We start from the raw sequence: 21,353 nt of genomic DNA, 5'->3' as shown, positions 1-21,353 counted from the left end.
GCGGCGGCAAAGAAAGTAAGTGCCGCCCCGCACAGGGGCGACGCTAATAAACCACTAACAACTCAAGGAAAGGCCAACGCCATAGGCACGTGCAGACATATCAAGGAAAGGCCAACGCCGTAGGCACACGGATGAGCAGGCGCAGCGCAGACATATCAAGGAAAGGCCAACGCCGTAGGCAAACAGACGAAGAGCGCCGCGCAGGCAACCAACCCAAAGCAAACCCCAACGCCATAGGCACAAAGACAAACAAACCCACCTTCATGCGCGATGGGTCAACAACCCATCCATGAAAACCCAACGAAAAAACTGAAAGACTGTGTTGCAGGTGCGGCGCTTTCTGGCCTCGATATATTCGTGAAGTGGTCACACAGTATCAAAAAATCTCCACTGCTATCAGGCATCCTTAATTAAATGAAAGGTGATTCATGAATCAGAAGATGAAGTTGACGCACTTGGTCGGGGCACTCCTGTGTGTCGGCGTCGTTTCCTCCGCACACGCGCAAAGCAGCGTCACGCTCTACGGGCTGCTCGATACGGGTATCGACTTCGCCAGCAACGTCAACGGTAACCATCTTTATCAAATGGCCAGTGGCGTCAGCGCAGGTAGCCGCTGGGGCCTCCGTGGCAAGGAAGATCTCGGCGCTGGTCTGTCAGCCGTGTTCGACCTCGAAAGCGGTTTCAACTCGACCGACGGTAGCCTGGGCAGCGGTCTGGCCTTCTCCCGTAACGCCTACGTCGGACTCGCAAGCCAGACGGCCGGTACCGTCACGCTCGGTCGGCAGTGGGATCCGGTCGTCGACCTCATCGAGCCGTACTCGCTCAACGATAGCTACGGCGGTTGGTACTTCTCCCACCCCAATGACATGGACAACCTCGATAACGGCTTCGCTGTCAGCAATTCGGTGAAGTACACGAGTCCCACCATCGGTGGCTTTACCGGCGAAGCGCTCTATTCGTTCGGCGGTCAGGCCGGGCAGTTCTCGAATAACTCCGCCTATAGCGCGGCAGCGTCGTATACGAATGGACCGTTCTCCATGGGCGCGGGCTATCTGCGTGTCAACGATCCGGAACAGTCGGTCCAGAGCTATCAGAACGGCTCGGGCTACACCAATGCGGTGTACGGCAACTATCTGGCTAACGCCCGCAGTCAAGGCATCTTTGCCGCCGGTGCGTCGTATCAGATCGGTAAGTTCAAGGTGATGGGCAACTTCACCAACGTCAATTTCCAGCAGAGCGATGCGGGACAAGACGTCAAGTTCCAGAACTACGAAATTGCCGGCACCTGCGCGGCAACCAGTCAGCTTAATCTCGCAGCGGGCTACACCTACACGGATGGCCGCAATCACGCGACCAATCAGGAGCCGAAGTATCAGCAGCTCAACCTGAGCGCTGAATACGAATTGTCGAAGCGCACCGCGCTCTATGCGCTCGCAGCGCTACAGAAGGCCAGTGGCGGCGCCGTCGCGCAGATCGCCGGCTTCGATCCGTCGTCGGACGGTAAGCAGGTGGTCGGCCGCGTGGGTATTCGACACTCGTTCTAAAGTATCAGCAGCAAGTAAAAGAGCGCGTTGCCCGAAAGGGTAGCGCGCTCTTTTTTGTTCATGAACCAAAATAAATATTGCAGTAACTGGGTGGGCCGACACAGTTGTCGGCGCTGGTGGGTGTCGAGGTTGTCGCGCAGCCCGATAGCAGCAGTCCGGCTGTAACAGCGGCAACGGCAAACGAGGCAGTTCGTTTGATCGCGGTGCGAAGAGTCATTGATGTCAGGGCGAGAAAGGCAGCGTGTTGCGTTTAACGATAGAGCCGGTTCAGGGTCCCGCACACCGGCGACACAGCAACGGCCGACGTGGCCGCGGCCGCAAAGCCGGAGGCGGGAAGCACGCCAATGCGGCGCGCACCCGGTGGTCTTTCTTCACGTGGCTCTCAGTGTGCGTAGACGGTCGAGTTCAGATAGTTAAGCTGGCCGTCCTTCTCCGCATGCACCAGTTCCTGATAGACCTGCGCACGCGTCTTCCCAGTAGTCGCCTGGCCGTAAGGCGCCACCCACGATCCAGCGACGCTGCCCGTGGTGGAGGTGCCGTTCGCCGCGACTTGCATTGTCGGCGCGGCGGTTTGTTGTGTCGGCGCGGGGGTCGATTGAGCGAAAGCGGAAGCCGTTGCGGTTGCACCGATGAAAGCGATGGCGAGCGTCAGAGATTTCATATTCGTAATCCTCACAAATCAAATTGGATGGGACCGATGCGCGAACCGCAATGCATTCGTGGATCGGTTGATGAGAAGGATAGTCACCTGGCTTTAGCGGATCGGTGGTGTGCGCATGAAAAGATATTTATCCATTTAAATTTCTCTGCGGCCATGTTTCATGGACGCTCCGGCGACATGTCATGAACATAAAAAACCTTTCATGAATCGGCCTGTTTTGATCACGGATATGTCACCGCGCAAATCTACAGTGCGGCTACCCGCACGGTTTGCGGGATCGGTCCGTCAATGCGCGGATCGGCGCCTTCTCTTACCCGGAATCAAACATGAATAAAGCATTGGCAACCACACTCGTCGCGCTGGCAGGTACCTTCAGCGCGGCGGCGCAGGCACAAAGCAGCGTCACGCTCTACGGCACGATCGATACGGGCATCGACTACATCAGCAATCAGAAAGCGGCTTCAGGCGGAAAGAGCAACTGGATGATGGAAAGCGGTAATGTCAGTACCGACCGCTGGGGCCTGCGCGGTAACGAGGATCTGGGCGGCGGGCTGAGTGCGGTCTTCGATCTGGAGAACGGTTTTAATATCGACAGCGGCAAGTTCTCCAATGGCGGCGACGAGTTCGGCCGGCAGGCATGGGTGGGTATCGCGAGCAAACAGTGGGGCACCGTGACGATGGGCCGCCAATACGATTTCCTGGTCGATTTTGTCGCGCCGCTTTCGGCGACCGGCTCGGGTTTCGGTGGCAATATTGCCGACCATCCGTTCGATAACGACAATCTCAACAACGATCTGCGCATGAACAACGCGCTGAAGTTCCGCAGCGCGACTTATGACGGCTTCACGGTGGGCGGCGCCTACGCGTTCAGCAATGCGGCGGGCGGATTCAGCAACAACAACGCCTACAGCCTCGGGGCGCAATGGGCGGGCGGCCCGTTCAATCTGGCGGTGGCCTATCTGCAGGTGAATCAGCCGGGCGGCGTAAATCAACCCAACAATACCGGCGGCGCGGTCAGCAGCAGTGACGGCGATGCGACCCTCACCGGCGCGCGCCAACGTATTCTCGGCGCCGCAGGACGCTACACGTTCGGCGCGGCGACCGTCGGCCTCGTCTTCACACGCACGATGCTCGACGATCCGCATCAGATCACTCAGGGCGGCGCGTATTCCACACTCAACGGCGATCTGTTGACCTTCAATAACTACGAACTGAACGCGCGCTACGCGATTACCCCGGCCTTCTCGCTGGGCGGCTCGTACACGTACACCGACGGACACTTCAGCGACGCTGGCAAGAGCGTTGCGCCGAAGTGGAATCAGTTCATGCTGCAGGCGGACTACGCGTTGTCGCGCCGCACCGATCTGTATCTGGAAGGGGTGTATCAGCGCGTGTCGGGCGCGGACGGCATCGCAGTGCTCGGCAATGCGTCGATCTATTCGCTGGCGGCTTCGTCGAGCGACCGCCAGGCGGTTGTGGCCTTGGGGATGCGGCATCGGTTCTGAGCGCCGCGAGCGCACCGCAAGGCGTGATAAGCGCGCCTGAAACACAAACGTCGCCGGGTCAACACCGGCGACGTTTTTATTTACAGCAGTGGCGGATTTGACCGGCGGACTCAGCTGGCGGAATCGACCAGCGGGTTCAACGGGCATACTCGGCCGGCAGATTCAGCTTGCACGTTCAATCGGCGGACGCGAGCGCCTCCGGATGCCCCGTTTGCGCGCTTGCCGCCTGGACGGCAGGCGAGCCCGTAGCGCCGTCCGGCGACCAGCCCCCTCCCAGAGCCTCGATCAACCCCACCGAGGCCAGCAGACGCCGCGTCTTGAGGTTCAATGCGTCGATCTGCGTGGTGAGTTCGGTGGTCTGCGCGGTCACCACGTCAAGATAGCTGACCACGCCGTCACGATAGCGCGACATCGAAAGCTGCAACGTGCGTTGCGCCGCGACAAGCGCCTCATTCTGCTGCGTCGCCTCGTCGCCGAGATGATGCAATTGCGCGAGGTTGTCTTCAACCTGCTGGAAGGCAAGCAGGACGGTGGCCTTGTACTTCGCGCCGTTCTCGGCGAGCTTGGCGCGCGCCTGCTCCGTAATTGCCTCACGGCGCCCGCCATCGAACAGCGTGAGCATCAGGCTCGGCCCGACCGACCAGATCTCGTTGGGCGCCATCAGCCAGGGCGAAAGCGTGTCGCTTTGATAGCCGCCGTCGAGGCCGAGCGAAATGTCAGGGAAGAATGCCGCCTTGGCCACGCCGATTTTTGCATTGGCCTCGGCGACGCGCCGCTCGGCTGCCGCGATGTCGGGGCGCCGTTGCAGCAGTGCGGCGGGCACGCCCGTAGGAATCGACGGCAGGTAGGCCGTTTTGATCTCCGGCGCGAGAGTAAATGTCGACGCGGGCGTGCCGGTCAGGGTGGCGATCGCATGCTCGTACAGCGCGCGGCGCGCGGCGATGTCATCAGCGGAAGCGCGTGCGGTGTCGAGCTGCGTCTGCGCGCGCGACACATCGAGGTCGGATGCAATGCCGCCCGCGTGGCGGCTTACCGTGAGCTTGAGCGCATGCTGGTAAGTGTCGATCGTGTCGTTGAGCAATTGCTGCTGTTCGTCGAGTCCGCGCAGATGGAAGTACGCGCTCGCCAGATTCGACTGCAAACTCAAACGCACAGACTGGAGATCGGCCTCGCTCGCTTGCGCCGCTGAACGGCCCGCTGAAACCTCGTTGCGGATCTTGCCCCAGAGGTCGAGGTCATAGCCGATGCCGACGTCAACGTTATTCGTGCCGTACACCGAAGGCTGACCGGCGCCGCGCAGCGGGCGGTTATCGGACTGCCTTTGACGTTCGACCGACGCCTCTGCGCCGATGGTCGGAAACAATCCCGAGCGGGCTTGCTGCAGATAGGCGGTGGCTTCGTCGTGGCGCGCCATCGCTGCGGCCACGTCCGGATTGGCGGCAGCCACCTGAACTTCGAGGTGATCGAGTACCGGATCGCGGTACACGCTCCACCACGCGTCGCGCGGCACGCGGTCGGCCGGTCGGGCGAGCTGCCACGCGCCGCCTTCCTTGAACGTCGTGGGGATGCTCGTGGGCGGCACCTGGTAGGTCGGCGCGAACGAGCAGCCGCTCACCAGCGCCGCGGCCGCTAGCACGATGCAGATACGGCGTTTATCCACGAGTACTCTCCGCCGGCCGGCGATCGGCTAGTGACGTGTCCGTCGCACCGGCCGGAGTGCCCTGAAGCCGTACTTCGTCGCCCGACGCGAGCGAGTCGGGTGGATTGTCGATCACACGGTCGGTTGCATTCAGGCCCGACGCGATCTCGACGTGGGTGCCGAGATCGGTGGCGATCGAAACCGGTTTGAGCACCGCGCGGTTGTCGGTGCCGACGACCGCGACTTGCAACCCGTTCTGCCGGAAGATGAGCGAACTGGCCGGGATCGACAAGGCAGTCGAGTTGGTCGGCATCGCGAAATGCACCTCGGTGTACTCGCCCGGAATCAGCGAGCCGTTCTGATTGTCGACCGCGAGTTGCACCAGCAGCGTGCCCGAGGTGGGGTTAATCGCGTCGTCGGTGTCGACGAGTTTGGCGTTGAACTTCACGCCGGGGCGTTCGGGCACGGTGAGCGTGGCGGTCATGCCGGGTTTGATGGCGGCCGCCTCGTCCTGCGGCACGCTCACATAGACGCGCAGCTGGCTTGCGTCGGAGACCTTGAACAGTTCAGGTCCGTTGCCGCCGCCCGCATTGATGAGTGCGCCGACATCGGTGGTGCGCGCGGTGACGATGCCGTCGAACGGGGCGGTGATGCGCTTGAACGATTCGAGCGCTTCGAGACGCCGCACGTTGGCTTCGGCTGCTGCTACGGTTGCCTGTTTGGCAACGAGATCGCTGGTCTTTTCATCGGCATCCTGCTGTGAAACCGAATCCTGCTTCAGCATCTTCGTCCAGCGGGTCGCCGTGGAGGCGGCGAGCTTTTCGTTAGCCACCGAATTCTGCAAATCGGCACGGGCCTGCAGCAATTGCTGATCGAGGTCGGGCGTGTCGATCAACCCGAGCAGTTGTCCCGCTTTGACATGAGTGCCGATATCCGCATACCACGCATGCAGATAACCCGACACGCGTGCGTAGATCGGCGCGTTGATGAAGGCGGACAACTGTCCGGGCAACACCAGCGCCTGGGCGTCGAGGTCGTGTTTGGGTGTGTACGCAACCACCGTCGGCACGGCTTGCTGGGCCGACCAGGTGGTGAGTTCCTGCTTCGCATGCACGCGGCTGGCAATGCCGCTAGTCACGATGCCCGCTGCGGCCAGCAGCGCGACGATACCGACTAGCTTCAGGTGACGTAGCCGCTTCGGCGAATTGATCTCGATCTCAGTGGACATGATGGACTCCGGGTTCGGATGATGTGTGATCGTGCGAGGGTTCGTTCGATGAGCTGGGCGATGGGCCATGTGACGGGCCGTGTGATGGGCCGTGAGCCGCCGCATCGCGCCGATGCACAAGGCTGAACACGACCGGGACGAACAGCAGCGTGGCGAAAGTCGCGCAAATCAGCCCGCCGATGACGGCGCGGCCGAGTGGGGCGTTCTGTTCGCCGCCATCACCGAGGCCGAGTGCCATGGGCGCCATGCCGATAATCATCGCGAGCGCTGTCATCAGCACCGGGCGAAAACGCGTGAAGCCGGCTTCCATCGCCGCGACGAGGGCATTGCCGGTCACCGCCAGCCGTTCGCGGGCGAAGCTCACCACCAGAATGCTGTTGGCGGTCGCGACGCCCATGCAGAGAATCGCGCCGGTCAGTGCGGGCACCGAGAGCGGTGTATGGGTGGTGAACAACATCCACACGATGCCGGCCAACGCCGCAGGCAACGCCGTGACGATCACGAACGCGTCGCTCCACGAATGGAAGTTCACGACGATCAGCAGATAGATCAGCAGGATCGCACCGACCAGACCGAGCGACAAACCGATGAACGCGCTATTCATCGTCTGCACCTGGCCGCGCAGCGTGACGATCGAGCCCTTCGGCACATCTTTCGCGGTCGCGTGGACGATGTTCTGGATCTTCGCCGCAACGGCGCCGAGATCCTGGCCCTGGGTGGTCGCGAACACGTCGTAGAGCGGTTCGATGTTGTAGTGCGAAACGACCGACTCGCCGACGCCACGCACAATGGTCGCGATGCCGCCGAGAATCTGTGCCTGGCCGCCCTTGCTGGTCACCGGGAGGTTGTTGAGGTTCGACAGGGATGTCATGTCGTATTGCGGCGTCTGCGCGACGATCGGATACGACACGCCGTTCTTCGGATTCAGCCAGAACGTTGGCGATACCTGGCTCGTGCCCGAGAGACTTGCCACCACGGAATTGGTTACATCCTGTTCGGTGATGCCGAGTTGATCGGCGCGTGTGCGGTCCACCGACACGGTGAACTGCGGATACGTCGAATCTTGCTGAATGCGCGTATCGGCAATGCCGGGAATCAGGCGCATGCGCCGCATGACTTCGGTGGCATAGCGATGATTGGCCACCTGGTTCGGTCCTGCGACCTGCAGGTCGATTGGCGCGGGTGCACCGAAATTCAGAATCTGACTGACGATATCGGCCGGCAGGAACGCGAAGGTCGTTCCCGGAAACTGGCGCGGCAGCGTTGTACGCAGCGTGCGCACGAAGTTGGCGGTGGGTTGGTGGTCCTCGTTCAGCGAGATCAGAATGTCGCCGTCTTGTGGTCCGATCGTGCCGCTGTTGTTATACGTCAGGTTGATACCGCTATTGGGCAAGCCAATGTTGTCGATGATACTGCGCAGTTGGTCCGGCGGAATGGTGCCGCGCACTGCATTTTCGATCCGGTCGAATTCCGCGGCGGTATCTTCGATTCGCGTGCCGATCGGCGCGCGCACGTGAATCGCGATTTCGCCGGAATCGATACTCGGGAAGAAATTGCGGCCGAGCCACGGCGTGAGCAGGAAGGACGCGGCGACTACGAGCAGGAAGCCCGCCACGAAGCGCTTGCGATGCGTGAGCGCCAGGCCAAGCACGATTCGGTACACGCTGCGCACGCGCTCGAAACGATGCTCGAAGCCGCGCTGAAAGCGCACCAGCGGATTGCGCGACGGTACCGCACGTGAGTGGCCGCCATGCGGATCCATCACGGCGGCCAGTTCGCCCGAGGCGTGGCCGCCTGATGCATGCGGGCGCAACAGGTATTGCGCCATCATCGGCACGAAGGTGCGAGACAGAACGAACGAGGCGACCATCGCGAAGATCACCGCTTCGGCCATCGGCACGAACAGGAAGCGCGCGATGCCGTTGAGCAGCAGCATCGGCACAAAAACGATGCAGATGCACAGCAGTGAGACGAAGGCGGGCCCGACGATCTGCGCGGCGCCGTCCATGATCGCACTGCGTACGTCCTTGCCCTGTTCGAGATGCCAGTTGATATTTTCGATCGTGACGGTGGCATCGTCGACCAGAATCCCGACCGCAAGCGCGAGGCCGCCGAGCGTCATCACATTGAGCGTCTCGCCCATGGCGGCCAGACCTGCAATGGCCGCCAGCACGGCAAGTGGAATCGATGCCGCGATGATCAGCGTCGAGCGCCAGCTGCCGAGGAACAGCAGAATCATCAGCGAAGTGAGCGCCGCGGCGATGATGCCTTCGCGCGCCACGCCGCTCACGGCGCCTTTCACGAAGGTCGATTGGTCGCCCATCGTAACGATCTTCAGTCCGGGTGGCAGCGTCGCTTCGATGCGCGGCAATTGCGCCTTGACGCCGGCAATGATGTCGAGCGTCGACGCGGAGCCGTTCTTCAGAATGCTCATCAGCACTGCGCGATGACCGTCCACGCGCACGATGTTGCTTTGCGGCGGAAAACCGTCGCGTACATGAGCGACATCGCGGATATAGATCGTTGCGCCGTCTACCGTCTTGATCGGCAGCGCGTTCAATTCGTCGAGCGCGCGCGGGCTGTTGTTCAGCTTGATGTTGTATTCGAAGCGGCCGATTTTTTCGGTGCCCGCCGGAATGATCTGATTCTGCTGGGCGAGTGCGGTGGCGACGTCGTTGGCAGACAGCTTTTTCGCCTGCAGGGCTTGCGGATCGAGGTCGATCTGCACTTCGCGGGTCTTGCCGCCGTACGGCGTCGGAATCGCCACGCCGGGCACGCTCAGCAATTGCGGACGAATGAAGTTGGTCGCGTAGTCGGCGAGTTTCTGTTCGTCGAGTGTATTGCTGGTCAGCGCCAGTTGCAGCACCGGCACCGTGGACGCGTTGTAGTTGAGAATTTGCGGTGGCGTAGTGCCGGGGGGCATCTGCTTGAGAACCGTCTGCGAAACTGAGGTCACCTGGGCGGTGGCGGTGCGGATATCCACGGTCGGCTGAAAGAAGATCTTGACGATGCCGTAGCCGCGAAACGATTGTGACTCGATATGCGCGACGTCGTTGACGGTCGAGCCGAGCGTGCGTTCGTAGTAGGTGACGATGCGTCCGGACATGTCGTCCGGTTGCAGGCCGGCATAGTTCCAGACCACGCTGATCACGGGAATGCGGATGTCGGGAAAGATATCCGTCGGCGTGCGCAACGCGGCAAGCGGGCCGATCAACAGGATCAGCATCGCAAGCACGATGAACGTGTAGGGCCGGGTCAAGGCTAACCGGACTATTTTTAACATCGAAGGCTGCTCCGTTCAGAGGCGCGTTTGAATCTGCGCGGGCGTGTGGCGGTTCGGGCTTGCGCCAATGGCGCGGCCCGGTAACGGCATTCTGGAGAGCGGGTCCTAACAGTCGTGGACTAAACAAATGAAACTAGTTTTAGGAAGCCGGGACGGTGTGCGCGATGGCGTCGATAGCCGTGTTGCAACGGCTTTAGCGCTGCATGCAGCGCTAAAGCTCCGTCAGAGAACCTGCGAATAGAGCGGCGTCAGCCGAACAGATAGCCCGAGCCTCGAATGGTGCGAATCAACGGGCGCTCGCCAGGCGTCTCCACTTTCTTGCGCAAACGGCCCACGTGTACATCGATCAGGTTGGTGCCGGGATCGAAGCGGCAGCCCCACACGGCTTCGAAGATCATCGTTCGCGTGAGTACCTGGCCGGTGTGACGCATCATGAATTCGAGCACGCGGAACTCGGTGGGTTGCAGATCGAGTTCGCGCTGCCGGTGGGTGACTCTTCGGCGGACCAGATCAAGCTCCAGCGCACCGCTGCGCAGCAGCGTTTCAGCTTTGGCATGACGTGGACGCCGGCGTAACAACACCTCGACGCGTGCGAACATTTCCTCGGGCGAGAACGGCTTGGTCAGATAGTCGTCGCCGCCGGCGCGCAGGCCTTGAATGCGCTGATCGACATCAGACATCGCGCTCATGACGAGCACGGGTGTTTCCATGCCGACGCCACGCATTGTCGCCACGATGGTCAGGCCATCGAGATCGGGCAGCATGCGGTCGAGTGTGACGACGTCGTAGTCACCCGCCATCACTTTCGCCATGCCTTCGCGGCCGGTGCGCGCCACGTCGACGGAGAAGCCGCTCGCGCTGAGCGTACGGACGATGTCGTGTGCGATCAGCTCGTCATCTTCGATCGTTAGTATTTTGGGCATAGTGCGCGCGCCCGGTTCAGGCCACCGCCCGCAGTGCAACCGGGCGGTCCGGCGCGCGATACTGGCTGACCGCGAAATCGATGAAACTGCGCACGCGCATCGACAGGTAATTGCGGCCGGAGTAGAGAATCGACACCTGGCGCGGTCCGCCGTTGATTTCGAACTGTTCGAGCACGGGCACGAGCGAGCCTTGCGCGAGATCGTCGGCAATGATTGGCATCGGCAGCAAGGCGATGCCCATATGATTAAGCGCGGCCACACGCACCATTGCGCTGCTCGTTGCAGTGAGCGCGCTGCCGGTGTTGACGCGGTAAATGCCGTCGGCGTCCGCGAACTCCCAGGCGCGCGATGAGCCGTCGGAGACCGTCAGCAGGCCGTGGCGGTTCAATGCCGCCGGATCGCGAGGGGTGCCGTGACGTGCCAGGTAGGTAGGGGAGGCGACTGTGATCTCATCGACGCTGGTCAGCATGCGGCTGACCAGCGAGGAGTTGGCAAGCCGTCGATCGTCGGAGAAGCACACGTCGAACCCGCCTTCCACCAGATCGATATGCGTGTCGAACGTCGTCACGTCGAAGTCCACACGGGGATGCAGCGTGCGATACGCGGCCAGCAACGCACCCAGCCCGGCGGTCGCGAAGGTCATCGGCGTGGCGATGCGCAGCGTGCCCTGTGGATCGCGCGTGGTCTCAAGCAGATTCGATTCCATCTCGTCGAGCTTCTCGATGATCGTGCGGCACCCGTCGAGATACTCGCGGCCCACATCGGTCAGCGAAAGACTGCGCGTGGTGCGGTTCAGCAAGCGCATGTTCAGATGCGCTTCCAGTGTGCCGACGCTGCGCGTGACCGCTGCTGCCGACATACCTAACTGTCTTGCCGCAAGATTGAAGCTGGCGAGATCGACCACCCGTGTGAAGACACGCATCGCTTGGAGCTGGTTCATGTTGGAACAGTAGAGAAGGACGATGAGTGCATCATCGGCGATCGCAGATAAAACGACACTGCTAGGTGGATTAAGTCTTTTTTAACTTTGTGCAATGTTCATGAACTGCGTGGTCGGCCCTGCGCCCGGATCCGATCTGTAACCATATGCATGCCTAAACGATGCGCAAAAAAAGAGCGCGGACTGAGCCGCGCTTCGGAAAGAGACCTGAATGAAAGTAACCGCTATGACGCGGCGAGAGAAGTATAGGTGGGCAGCGCTGGGAGGTGCACGCGCCATCTGAAACGCAGTGCTGCGCAAAGTGCAACAAGCGTGCAACAAGTGTGAAACAGGCACGCAACAAGCCGCGTGTGTTCGCGGCTCAGTAGATTCAGTTGAGCATGCCGTGCACTTCGAGCGATGCTTCCAGTTGCTGTGTCAACGCGTGATGCAACCTGGCGAGGCTCTCGGTGGGGAGCGTGAAGCCTGCCCAGCCCAGGCCGGAATGCCGCAGGAACAGCACCGCACCGTCATGCAGCGGATGCTTTTCCGTGTGCCAGCATGGATCGATTTCAATCACATACTGATGCGTGCGTAACGGCTCTTTAGGTACTTCCGGACGCATCGTAGCGCGCAGGGCGCTGAGGTGTTCGATCACGGCGTCCAGATCGGCCACTTCCAGCAGGACCGCACGGTCCTCGATGGCGATGCGAACCGCGTTCTCTCCGTACTCGTTGACTCTCTCGATGCTCATCGGACGCGTCATGTCTTTGCTCCTTCCAGCGCTTACGGTAGACAAATTATGGCGCGGGCTCTCTTAACCAAGTCTTAAAGTGCACGATCCTGGCATGAAACTTTGTTTAAGGAACCGTCTGGCACGTTTCCGGGAGCGGCGTTCAATCGTCTGATGCTTTCGCATGAAAGGTAAGCGAAATATTCATTTGATCATATGTAAAAGAGGTCTGATGTTTCAATATAGAAACGTTTTTAGTCGATTGTGGATTCCCTACCGAAATGCTTAATCGGAAATCTTTCGATAAATGTGCGGTTCGCCACATTGATACCGTGGATAAATTCCCGATTTGCGAATAAAGGCCCGATTGAATGTTCATTATTTGCGAGGTTTCGAGTTCATGTTTGAAACACTTTCGGATGTTATTGTGGCGAATCGGTGCGGTGAATCCGGCGATCAACGGGCAGTTCACGTAACGATTTGACAGGCTTGGAAGCTAGTCTGTATAAGGTCTAGGGGCCTCATGACGGCGAGCGGTCCGGTATGGTACGCCGTAATGCCGGTTCATATGCAGTCTGTCATATGGAACACACAATAATGGTTTTCTTCATACATTGAGTTTCTCGATACCGATTTGTTTTTCAAATTTACTATAGCGGGGCATTCCGCTAACATCACGCATAATCCGTTAAGAGGCGTTGCCGGCGGTTTTCACCCGCCGTAATTCAATTCGACCATATCGGCCGGCCGACGGGGCAGCGGGGTCCACAACGTACGACAGTTTGGGGAACGATCATGCCGCACATGCATCTGGATACTGCGAGGATTACCTGGTTATATACGCCGACGCTCAACGTGCGTAGCGCAGCACGGCGAATCGGCGTGTTGTTGTTCGACGGCTTCTGGCTGCTCGGGCCTGGCACGGTGGTCGAGATGTTTCAGACCGCCAACGAACTCTCGGGCTCGCGGGCCGGCGAAGAGCCGCCTTATGAAGTTCAGTTTTTGTCGATGGACGGCGGCAGCGTGGCGAGTTCTTCTTCGGCGCGGATCTGGACGGACCGTATCGACGCACGCTATGGCAGCGGTTTCGACGTGTTGTTCATTGCGGGCGGCTACGGCGCACATGAGGCTGCGCTCGACGAACGGCTGCTGGGTTGGCTGCGATCGGTGCAAACGCGCACCCGCGCGATCGAGACGATCGGCGAAGGCCGGCTCGTGCTGGAAGCGGCAGGTCCCGCGGAGCATGACGACCTGCAGGTGAACCGCTATCTGGGCAGCGCCACGACCGATGCCGCGCGCAGCGCCGCTAACGATCGTAACGACTGTGCACGCAGCGCGTTGATGTTCATCAAGCGCGATCTCGGCGCGGAACTCGCGCGCAGTGTCGCCGAGCGGGTGATGCCGGGCATGGCCGCCACCTGGGTGCCGCTGCCGGCTGAAGGCGGCACACTCAGCGTCGCCGAGAAAATCCGCGCCGCCGCGCGCTGGATGGAGGCGAATTGCGATCGTCCTGTGTCGGTTGCCGACGCTGCCCAGGTAGCGGCGATGAGCGAACGAAATTTTCTGCGGCGCTTCAAGCACGAAATGCAGGTCACGCCTTCTGACTATCTGCTACAGGTGCGGCTGCGCATTGCCTGCAACTTCCTGACCGAAACCGAATTACCGGTCGACAAGATCGCGCGCCGCAGCGGCACGGGCAACGGCGATCGTCTCGCGAAAATATTCCGCAAGCGTATGGCGCTGTCGCCCACCGAATATCGCGCGCGCAGCCGGGTGGTGACTGAGGCGTAAGCGCGGGCCGCCGCCGTACGGACGACGCACCGCATTGAGGGTACATGCGTAGCGGCGCGCATCGGCGGTCGTGTTTTCTCCTGGCAGGCTTCTTACGAGCACAGTGGCGATGGGCAACAGGGTAATGGCGACGGCATTGCCGGAGGTGAAACTCATCGAGCCCGAGGTGTTTTGCGACGAATTCGGCTTCTGCTTCGAGAGCTTCAGCGCGGATGAGTTTACCGACGACGTTTCGCACGGTTTCAATTTCGTGCAGGATCGTCACTTGCGGGCCGTGCGTGGTGTGTTGCGCGGGCTGCACTACCAGGTTCAGCGTCCGCAAGGGCGACTCGTGCGCGTGGTGGTGGGGGAAGTGTTCGACGTCGTCGTCGACGTGCGGATCAATTCGCCGAACTTCGGCAAGTGGAGCGGCGCCCATCTGAGCGCGGACAATTATCGACAGGTGTGGGTGCCACCGGGCTTCGCGCACGGTTTCGTGGTGCTGTCCGACGTCGCCGAGTGCCAGTGGAAGACCACAGAATACTGGTTTCCCGAACTCGAGCGCTGCATCTTGTGGTGCGATCCTGATATCGGCATCGAGTGGCCGCTCGACATCGAGCCGACCCTCGGCGCGAAGGATGCCGCGGGCAGACGCCTTTACGAAGCGGAAAATATCGCCTGAGCGCCGTACACGCAGCGGTTCAACGCAGTTCAGCGCGTCGCCACCACGGCGCCCACACTTGCTGCGACCACCAGCAGCATGCCTGCGATCTGCAAGACCCCCATCGGTTGATGTAGCACCACGAAGCCGGCCAACGCGCCGATCGCTGGCTCGACACTCATCAGGATGCCGAATGATGCGGCGGGCATGTGCCGCAACGCGACCATTTCCAGCGCGTAGGGTAACAACGGAACCAGCAATGCGAGGCCCGCAGTTGCGGCGATCTGGCCCATGGCGATGTGTATGCCGCTTTGCGCCAAGCCGAATGGGGTGGCGACCAGCGCCGCTGCGATCAGCGACACCGACAATCCTTCTAGTCCCGCGAACACCGCACCGGTCTTTTTCATCAGCACGATGTAGCTGCCCCAGCCGAGCGCGGCTCCGAACGCGAGCAGCACACCGAACGGTTCGCCGACCCAGCCCGCGCGATCGCGCGAGAGCAGCAGCACGCCGGCAATCGCCAATGCCGGCCACAGTAGTGCGCGCGCGCGGCGCACCGCGAACGTCGCGACGGCGAGTGGCCCAAGAAAATCGATCGCAACGGCGAGCCCCAATGGAATCCGCTGAACCGCCGCGAAGAAGCACAGCGTCATGCCGGCCATCGCCGCCCCTAGTGCTCCTGCCGCAAGCCAATGCGAGCGCGAGTAGGAGAGGAGACGCGGGCGCACCACCAGGGCAAGCACCACGGCCGCCCAGCACAGACGCAACCAGGTGGTGCTGAGCGAGCCGTACGTTGCCATCGTCGGTGCGGAGAGCGCGGCGCCGAACTGCACGCTCGACATCGACAGCACGCACAGGAGCGCCGCGCCGGCCGCTGCGCTGGCGGGTTTCGCCGGCGTTGGCGCGGAATTCAGTGCCGGCTTGATGGTGGTGTCCTGCATCGTGGCCTCGTTGTTGTTCTGCGGATTCGTTGGACGCTATCTTATCGGTGCTTGCGGTATTAAGATAAGTTGATATTTCTTATGGCCACTTCAGAAAACGTGATGACCCGGGATATCGACAGCAGTCTCCTGCGCGCGTTCGTTACCGTGGCGGAGGCCGGCGCCGTGGGTGTGGCGGCGGCGCGCCTCGCGCGCACCCAGGCGGCGGTGAGCATGCAATTGCGCCGGCTCGAAGAAGAGCTGGGACAGCGTTTGCTCGACCGCTCGCCGCGTGGCGTGCAACTCACCGAAGCGGGGTATCGGCTGCTGCCGTTCGCCCATACGATCCTTGGCGCGGGCGCCGATGCACGGCGGGCGTTGAGTGCGGGGCAGGTGTCCGGCACCGTGCGGCTCGGCATGCTGGAGGACATCGCGGTCGGCCGGTTGCCGCGCGCGCTGCGGCGCTTTTCGATCGCGTATCCGCAGGTGGCGCTGGAGATCGTCGTCGATACCAGCCCGGCGTTGTCGAGCCGGCTTGCGGATGGCGGCCTCGACGTGGTCGTCGCGGACCCCGCTTTGGTGGACTCAGTGCCGCTGCTGACCTGGACGCAGCCGCTGTTCTGGGTCGGCGCGCGCGGATTCAGCCGCGACAGTGACGCGGCGTTGCCGGTGGTCGCGTTTGGCGGCGCGTGTCTGTGGCAGCAACAGGTGTTGACGGCGCTTCGGCGCGCGGGGATTGCGTGGCGCATTGTGTGCACCAGCACGAGTTTGCCAGCGGTGCAGTCTGCCGTGGAAGCGGGGCTCGGTGTATCGGTCCTGCTCGACGGCAATATCCGTTCGGAGTCGATGCGCGTGCTCGGGCAGGCCGATGGATTGCCGGATGCGCCCACCGCCGATTTCGGGCTCTTCATGCGCCCGGTTCCCGGCGCGCAGGCGGCCGCCGTGCAGACATTGCAGACGTTCCTTTGCGAGGAATTGCATCTTGGTTTGCGGGAAAGCGAGCCGCTCGTGGTGCCGGTGAGCTAGTGCGCGGGCCGTTTGCCGCCCGGCTCTTTGGCAGTCATCTCAGCACACCTGCGACCGCGCGTCGGCACGGTGTCCCATGTGAGTTTTTACGACATTTTTTCTTGAGACGCTTGGTCGCGAAACCTACACTTCGACACATCCTGATAGCGCGAGGTGTTCAACGTGAAGCGACGTGCAACGACGCAACAATCCGTCCGTATCGACTACGTGTGTCACGGCATGGGCCGTGTCGAACTGCGCCGCTTCGATCCGGCGCGCGATTCGTACGTTGCGTTGACCGCGCTGCTGCATCGGGCTTTCACACGACTCGGTGCGATGGGGCTGAATTGCACCTGTGTGGATCAAACGGTGGAGACGACACGTTCACGCGCGACGCGCGGCGATTGCTATGTGGCGGTCTGCGAGGGGCGCATTGTCGGCACGATGACGCTGTATGCACCGGATCATGAGTCGCCGTGCGAGCTGTACCGGTGCGACGATATTGCCAGCTTGCGCCAGTTCGGCGTGGATCCCGTGTGGCAGGCGCGGGGTATCGGTACCTTGTTGATCGCTTTCGCCGACCATTGGGCCGCCACGCGCGGGTATGCGGAGCTTGCGCTCGATACGCCGCAACCGGCTGCGCACCTGATTGCGTTTTACCGAGGGCAGGGGTTTCGCATTGTCGATTTCGTACGCTTCGACGGCAAGCATTACGACAGCGCGATCTTGAGCAAGCCGCCGGTGGCGACGCGTACGCTTGCGAACTGGTCGCATAGATTGACTGTGCCGACGAGGATTGCGCGCGCCGCGTGAAAGGGGCGGGCTAGCGGTAAAACCACCGGTGCGAGCAGCAACTCTTGCAATACCGTGTGGCAAGTATTGCAACTGGCCGCTGGTCCTCGCGCCGATGCGGGTGTTTCTTCGCTTACCTGGTCGATGCGGTGGTCAGCGTCGGATGACGCCCATCAACAAGGTGACGAGGAAGATCACCACGAAGATGAAGAACAGGACCTTGGCGATTTCCGCTGCGCCTGCGGCAATACCGCCGAAGCCGAATACCGCGGCGATGATCGCGATGATGAAGAAGATTGCAGCGTATCGAAGCATGGGACCTCCCACCGATGGATTGCTGGATTGAAGTTCAACACGGCGACTCGTTGTAGGCACTGCGTGCTTTGACGGGTTTCCTGCCGGCGAGCGATATGCAGCAATCGGTGTGCCCACGGGGGCGAACAAGTGGTGCCCCTAATCGGCCAGCTGATTTTGTGCTGTTACCATCGCGGATCATCGATTTCCGGCCCCCCTGCCATGCAACCCAATCCGCTCAGCGAGATCTCCCTGATCCGCAAGCTGAAGCTCAATCAGCTGATGATCTTCGAACGCGTGCTGGAAACGCGCTCCGTCGTGCGCGCGGCCAACGAGATGCGCTTGACGCAGCCGGCCGTCACCAAGGTTATCCACGAACTCGAATCGTGTTTCGACGGCGCGCTGTTCGCGCGCTCGAATCGCGGTGTCGTGCCGACTGAGCTGGGTTTGCTGCTCGGACGGCGGGTCAAGTCGCTGATGGCGGAGTTGCGTTATATGACCGACGAGCTCAACGACTTCCGGCTCGGCACCAGCGGCCATGTGATCGTCGGCACGCTCATCTCGGCATCGGCGCGGCTGTTGCCTACCGCGATCGCGATGTTGAAAGCACGCACGCCGAACGTTCTGGTGACGGTACGTGAGGGCACGACAGCGCATCTGTTCCCGGCGCTGGCAACGGGGGACCTCGATATCGTCGTAGGGCGTTTGCCCGAGCGTGAGCTACCGATTGCGAGTGCTTTCCCGTTGACGCACGAAGCGTTGTTCGACGAGTCGATGTGCGTGGTGGTTGGCAAAGGCTACGGACCCGCGCCGGCCGGCGTGACACATCTGTCGGACCTGGTCGGCTCGCCATGGATTTTGCCGACGCCTGATTCGCCAGCCCGGCTGTCGGCGGAGCACCTATTCCGGGCAGCGGGGTTACCGTTACCGACGGACATTGTGGAATCGTTGTCCCTGTTGACGAACATCGGATTGCTGCTCGACACACCGCGCATTGCGTTGATGCCGCGGGTTGCCGCGCAGCAGTTCGAAGATGCCGGGTTGTTACGGATTCTGGATTTGCCCGAGAGCGGAGCGTTTGGCACGGTGGGTTTTTCAGTGCGCTCGCACAAGGAGCAGAGCGCGGCCTGCCAGGCTTTTGTGGCGTGTTTGCGCGAGGCGGTCACGGTAACCGCGCCAGCGGACGATGTTAGTGCGTGATGGTTTGTAGAGCTCAACAAACGCGTGCGCCAGGAGACGCGAATATTTAAACCGCAACGGCGCGCGCAGCGCCGCCGGAAGAATGACTGCCTTGTCACTTGCGCCGAATGTGCGAGAGCACAGATTCCAGATGCACCACTACCGTGGCTGCGCGGGGGCCCGCTTAGCAGGGGGGCGAGCCGCTTTCTTTGCTTATCTTTCTTTGCGGCGGCAAAGAAAATAAGTGCCGCCCCGCACAGGGGCGACCCTAATAGACCACTAACCTAACAAAGCAACAAAAGCCCAAACAACAACCTCAAACCGCCACACGCTCCACATCATCACTCATCGCAACCTCAAAAAACCGCGCTTGCGCATCACCATTAGCCCGTGCATAAGCCCGATTAACCCCACTAATAACTGCCCGAATAGACGCAGTCACCAGATTGGCATCGATACCCACCCCAAACGCGCTTCCAGCCACATCAGCCCCAGCCATCTCAGCCACAGCCACAGCGCGAGCGTCGGCGCCTTGAGCCAAAGCCCGCTCTTCATAATGCTGAATCCGCACCGGCACACCAATCGCGTGCATCAACGCATCAAGCGGCCCATTACCTTCCCCGTTCAGCACGCGCCGCGTACCCATGATGTCCACAGTCAGCTTGATACGCTCGCGGCCGTCGCTCTCGGACAAACTATGCCCAACATAGTGAATTGGCGCAGCACTGTGCACATACTCCTGCTGGAACAATTCCCAGATCTGCGAAGGCGTCACTTCCTGCCCGCTATCATCGGTATGACGCTGCACAGCCGAGCTGAAATCGACCTGCAAGCGACGCGGCAACACCACGCCATAACTTTGCTCAAGCAGATAAGCAATCCCGCCTTTGCCTGACTGGCTATTCACCCGGATCACGGAATCGTAAGTGCGCCCGAGATCGCTCGGATCGATCGGCATATAAGGCACTTCCCAGCGCGCATCCGGTTTCTGCACGGCAAGACCCTTCTTGATCGCATCCTGATGCGAGCCCGAGAAAGCGGTGAAGACCAGATCGCCGACATACGGATGACGCGGATGCACCGGCAACTGCGTGCATTCCTCAGCGGTACGCGCGACTTCATTGATATTCGAAAAGTCGAGTTCTGGATCGACACCCTGCGTGTAGAGATTCAACGCGAGCGTCACGAGATCGACATTGCCGGTGCGCTCGCCATTGCCGAACAGACACCCTTCGACGCGATCCGCTCCCGCCATCACCGCCAGTTCCGCGGCGGCCACGGCAGTGCCCCGATCGTTATGCGGGTGCACGGAGACGATCAACGACTCGCGACGCGCGAGATTGCGGTGCATCCATTCGATCTGGTCCGCGTAGACGTTCGGCGTCGCCATTTCGACGGTGGCGGGCAGGTTGACGATCGCTTTGTGCTCGGGCGTCGGTTGCCAGATGTCGAATACGGCGTCACATACTTCCTTGGCGAATTCGAGTTCGGTGCCGCTGAACACTTCCGGGCTGTATTGCAGCGTGAAGTGAGTTTCCGGGGCAGCGTCGGCGAGACGCTTCATCGTGCGCGCGGCGTTTTGCGCGAGTTCTTTGACACCGCTCTTTTCGAGGCCGAACACGATGCGGCGGAATTCCGGCGCCGTGGCGTTGTACAGGTGAACAATCGCGCGCGGCACGCCACGCAAGGATTCGAAGGTGCGTTCGATCAGGTCGTCGCGAGCTTGCGTCAACACTTCAATGGTGACGTCGTCCGGGATATGGCCGCCTTCGATCAGCTCACGTACGAAATTGAAGTCGGTCTGCGAGGCAGACGGGAATGCGACTTCAATTTCCTTGAAGCCGATCTGCACGAGCGTCTTGAACATGCGCATCTTGCGCTCGGCGTTCATCGGCTCGAACAACGCCTGATTGCCGTCGCGCAGGTCGGTGCTCATCCAGATCGGCGCGCGCGTGATGACGCGCGACGGCCACTGGCGGTCCGTCAAATTGATAGGCTTGAACGAGCTGTACTTGGTAGCGGGGTTCTTCAACATTTTCATCATCCTTAAGGTTCGACAAGCTGGGCTGTGGACCGGACGACGAAAAGACAAAGCATGGCCGCCGGTCGAAAACCGGGGCTGGGTCAGTTACTGGGGAATTGAGCGGTGCTTCGGGTGTATCAGATGGAAGCGCGCAGCAGCAGACCTAGCCCGGTAGAGCGGGCTAGTAGTAGCGATAGGATGGTCTGGGCGCGATACATAGTGCGCCATAGGAACATATTATTTGGGCCGCGTCAAGCGTGGTGCGGCAAAGGGC

17 protein-coding genes are annotated in these 21,353 nt (G+C 61.1%); 7 read left to right on the top strand and 10 right to left on the bottom strand.

Annotated features, from left to right (window positions below):
• The first annotated feature begins 428 nt into the window (after positions 1–428).
• The gene (locus PQQ96_RS37940; protein ID WP_408301939.1) at positions 429–1,544 is read left to right on the top strand and encodes a porin; all 1,116 of its coding nucleotides are present in this window, start codon (positions 429–431) and stop codon (positions 1,542–1,544) included.
• A 382-nt stretch (positions 1,545–1,926) separates the two neighbouring features.
• Here PQQ96_RS37940 and PQQ96_RS37935 read toward each other — a convergent pair whose 3' ends face one another.
• A complete protein-coding gene (locus PQQ96_RS37935) occupies positions 1,927–2,205 on the bottom strand; it encodes a DUF4148 domain-containing protein (RefSeq protein ID WP_408301938.1) in 279 nt (92 codons plus the stop codon).
• A 326-nt stretch (positions 2,206–2,531) separates the two neighbouring features.
• Between PQQ96_RS37935 and PQQ96_RS37930 the strand changes: the two genes are divergently transcribed.
• Positions 2,532–3,710: a porin gene (locus PQQ96_RS37930; protein WP_408301936.1), complete on the top strand. Its 1,179-nt coding sequence runs from the start codon at positions 2,532–2,534 to the stop codon at positions 3,708–3,710.
• Between the two features lie 175 nt (positions 3,711–3,885).
• On the opposite strand, the gene PQQ96_RS37925 is transcribed toward PQQ96_RS37930, so the two are convergent.
• The 6 genes from PQQ96_RS37925 to PQQ96_RS37900 all read right to left on the bottom strand — a co-directional run bounded on the left by PQQ96_RS37925 (position 3,886) and on the right by PQQ96_RS37900 (position 12,468).
• Positions 3,886–5,370 (bottom strand): efflux transporter outer membrane subunit, encoded by a 1,485-nt coding sequence (locus PQQ96_RS37925; RefSeq protein ID WP_408301935.1) that lies wholly within the window; start codon positions 5,368–5,370, stop codon positions 3,886–3,888.
• Positions 5,363–6,577 carry an efflux RND transporter periplasmic adaptor subunit gene (locus tag PQQ96_RS37920; RefSeq protein WP_408301933.1) on the bottom strand — a complete coding sequence of 405 codons (1,215 nt, stop codon included), beginning with the start codon at positions 6,575–6,577 and terminating at the stop codon, positions 5,363–5,365. The genes PQQ96_RS37925 and PQQ96_RS37920 overlap by 8 nt, the downstream gene beginning before the upstream one ends.
• Complete coding sequence (locus tag PQQ96_RS37915; RefSeq protein WP_408301931.1) at positions 6,567–9,860, bottom strand: efflux RND transporter permease subunit; 3,294 nt, start codon at positions 9,858–9,860, stop codon at positions 6,567–6,569. Before PQQ96_RS37915 ends, PQQ96_RS37920 begins: the two co-directional genes overlap by 11 nt.
• Before the next feature lie 248 nt (positions 9,861–10,108).
• Positions 10,109–10,783 carry a response regulator transcription factor gene (locus tag PQQ96_RS37910; protein WP_408301929.1) on the bottom strand — a complete coding sequence of 225 codons (675 nt, stop codon included), beginning with the start codon at positions 10,781–10,783 and terminating at the stop codon, positions 10,109–10,111.
• Between the two features lie 16 nt (positions 10,784–10,799).
• Entirely contained in the window at positions 10,800–11,723 is a 924-nt protein-coding gene (locus tag PQQ96_RS37905) for a LysR family transcriptional regulator (RefSeq protein WP_408301927.1), read from the bottom strand.
• 370 nt (positions 11,724–12,093) lie between these two features.
• Entirely contained in the window at positions 12,094–12,468 is a 375-nt protein-coding gene (locus PQQ96_RS37900; RefSeq protein WP_408301925.1) for a hypothetical protein, read from the bottom strand.
• A 762-nt stretch (positions 12,469–13,230) separates the two neighbouring features.
• On the opposite strand from PQQ96_RS37900, the gene PQQ96_RS37895 reads away from it, so the two are divergent.
• Both PQQ96_RS37895 and rfbC read left to right on the top strand, forming a co-directional pair.
• The gene (locus PQQ96_RS37895) at positions 13,231–14,226 is read left to right on the top strand and encodes a GlxA family transcriptional regulator (protein WP_408301924.1); all 996 of its coding nucleotides are present in this window, start codon (positions 13,231–13,233) and stop codon (positions 14,224–14,226) included.
• A 109-nt stretch (positions 14,227–14,335) separates the two neighbouring features.
• The gene (gene rfbC, locus PQQ96_RS37890; RefSeq protein ID WP_408301922.1) at positions 14,336–14,887 is read left to right on the top strand and encodes a dTDP-4-dehydrorhamnose 3,5-epimerase; all 552 of its coding nucleotides are present in this window, start codon (positions 14,336–14,338) and stop codon (positions 14,885–14,887) included.
• 29 nt (positions 14,888–14,916) lie between these two features.
• Here rfbC and PQQ96_RS37885 read toward each other — a convergent pair whose 3' ends face one another.
• Positions 14,917–15,807 carry an EamA family transporter gene (locus tag PQQ96_RS37885; RefSeq protein ID WP_408301920.1) on the bottom strand — a complete coding sequence of 297 codons (891 nt, stop codon included), beginning with the start codon at positions 15,805–15,807 and terminating at the stop codon, positions 14,917–14,919.
• A gap of 81 nt (positions 15,808–15,888) precedes the next feature.
• On the opposite strand from PQQ96_RS37885, the gene PQQ96_RS37880 reads away from it, so the two are divergent.
• Together PQQ96_RS37880 and PQQ96_RS37875 are read left to right on the top strand one after the other, a co-directional pair.
• Positions 15,889–16,812 carry a LysR substrate-binding domain-containing protein gene (locus PQQ96_RS37880; protein ID WP_408301918.1) on the top strand — a complete coding sequence of 308 codons (924 nt, stop codon included), beginning with the start codon at positions 15,889–15,891 and terminating at the stop codon, positions 16,810–16,812.
• A gap of 162 nt (positions 16,813–16,974) precedes the next feature.
• A complete protein-coding gene (locus tag PQQ96_RS37875) occupies positions 16,975–17,604 on the top strand; it encodes a GNAT family N-acetyltransferase (protein ID WP_408301917.1) in 630 nt (209 codons plus the stop codon).
• A gap of 132 nt (positions 17,605–17,736) precedes the next feature.
• Here the strand turns inward: PQQ96_RS37875 and PQQ96_RS37870 are convergent, their stop codons facing one another.
• Positions 17,737–17,898 carry a DUF1328 family protein gene (locus tag PQQ96_RS37870; protein WP_172309918.1) on the bottom strand — a complete coding sequence of 54 codons (162 nt, stop codon included), beginning with the start codon at positions 17,896–17,898 and terminating at the stop codon, positions 17,737–17,739.
• 201 nt (positions 17,899–18,099) lie between these two features.
• On the opposite strand from PQQ96_RS37870, the gene PQQ96_RS37865 reads away from it, so the two are divergent.
• Positions 18,100–19,077 carry a LysR family transcriptional regulator gene (locus tag PQQ96_RS37865; protein ID WP_408301915.1) on the top strand — a complete coding sequence of 326 codons (978 nt, stop codon included), beginning with the start codon at positions 18,100–18,102 and terminating at the stop codon, positions 19,075–19,077.
• Positions 19,078–19,372: 295 nt separating this feature from the next.
• Here PQQ96_RS37865 and leuA read toward each other — a convergent pair whose 3' ends face one another.
• Positions 19,373–21,091 carry a 2-isopropylmalate synthase gene (gene leuA, locus PQQ96_RS37860; RefSeq protein WP_408301913.1) on the bottom strand — a complete coding sequence of 573 codons (1,719 nt, stop codon included), beginning with the start codon at positions 21,089–21,091 and terminating at the stop codon, positions 19,373–19,375.
• Between the last annotated feature and the right edge of the window lie 262 nt (positions 21,092–21,353).

The organism is Paraburkholderia sediminicola (genome assembly GCF_046027825.1).
GTDB classification, from domain to species: Bacteria; Pseudomonadota; Gammaproteobacteria; order Burkholderiales; family Burkholderiaceae; genus Paraburkholderia; species Paraburkholderia sediminicola_D.
This window is presented reverse-complemented; position numbering and strand designations above follow the sequence as displayed.

What these genes read in the sequence shown, in the direction of transcription:
- PQQ96_RS37940 (WP_408301939.1), top strand. Translation starts at nt 429, where the DNA reads ATGAATCAGAAGATGAAGTTGACGCACTTGGTCGGGGCACTCCTGTGT.
- PQQ96_RS37935 (WP_408301938.1), bottom strand. Translation starts at nt 2,205, where the DNA reads ATGAAATCTCTGACGCTCGCCATCGCTTTCATCGGTGCAACCGCAACG.
- PQQ96_RS37930 (WP_408301936.1), top strand. Translation starts at nt 2,532, where the DNA reads ATGAATAAAGCATTGGCAACCACACTCGTCGCGCTGGCAGGTACCTTC.
- PQQ96_RS37920 (WP_408301933.1), bottom strand. Translation starts at nt 6,577, where the DNA reads ATGTCCACTGAGATCGAGATCAATTCGCCGAAGCGGCTACGTCACCTG.
- PQQ96_RS37915 (WP_408301931.1), bottom strand. Translation starts at nt 9,860, where the DNA reads ATGTTAAAAATAGTCCGGTTAGCCTTGACCCGGCCCTACACGTTCATC.
- PQQ96_RS37910 (WP_408301929.1), bottom strand. Translation starts at nt 10,783, where the DNA reads ATGCCCAAAATACTAACGATCGAAGATGACGAGCTGATCGCACACGAC.
- PQQ96_RS37905 (WP_408301927.1), bottom strand. Translation starts at nt 11,723, where the DNA reads ATGAACCAGCTCCAAGCGATGCGTGTCTTCACACGGGTGGTCGATCTC.
- PQQ96_RS37900 (WP_408301925.1), bottom strand. Translation starts at nt 12,468, where the DNA reads ATGACGCGTCCGATGAGCATCGAGAGAGTCAACGAGTACGGAGAGAAC.
- PQQ96_RS37895 (WP_408301924.1), top strand. Translation starts at nt 13,231, where the DNA reads ATGCCGCACATGCATCTGGATACTGCGAGGATTACCTGGTTATATACG.
- rfbC (WP_408301922.1), top strand. Translation starts at nt 14,336, where the DNA reads ATGGGCAACAGGGTAATGGCGACGGCATTGCCGGAGGTGAAACTCATC.
- PQQ96_RS37885 (WP_408301920.1), bottom strand. Translation starts at nt 15,807, where the DNA reads ATGCAGGACACCACCATCAAGCCGGCACTGAATTCCGCGCCAACGCCG.
- PQQ96_RS37880 (WP_408301918.1), top strand. Translation starts at nt 15,889, where the DNA reads ATGGCCACTTCAGAAAACGTGATGACCCGGGATATCGACAGCAGTCTC.
- PQQ96_RS37870 (WP_172309918.1), bottom strand. Translation starts at nt 17,898, where the DNA reads ATGCTTCGATACGCTGCAATCTTCTTCATCATCGCGATCATCGCCGCG.
- PQQ96_RS37865 (WP_408301915.1), top strand. Translation starts at nt 18,100, where the DNA reads ATGCAACCCAATCCGCTCAGCGAGATCTCCCTGATCCGCAAGCTGAAG.
- leuA (WP_408301913.1), bottom strand. Translation starts at nt 21,091, where the DNA reads ATGTTGAAGAACCCCGCTACCAAGTACAGCTCGTTCAAGCCTATCAAT.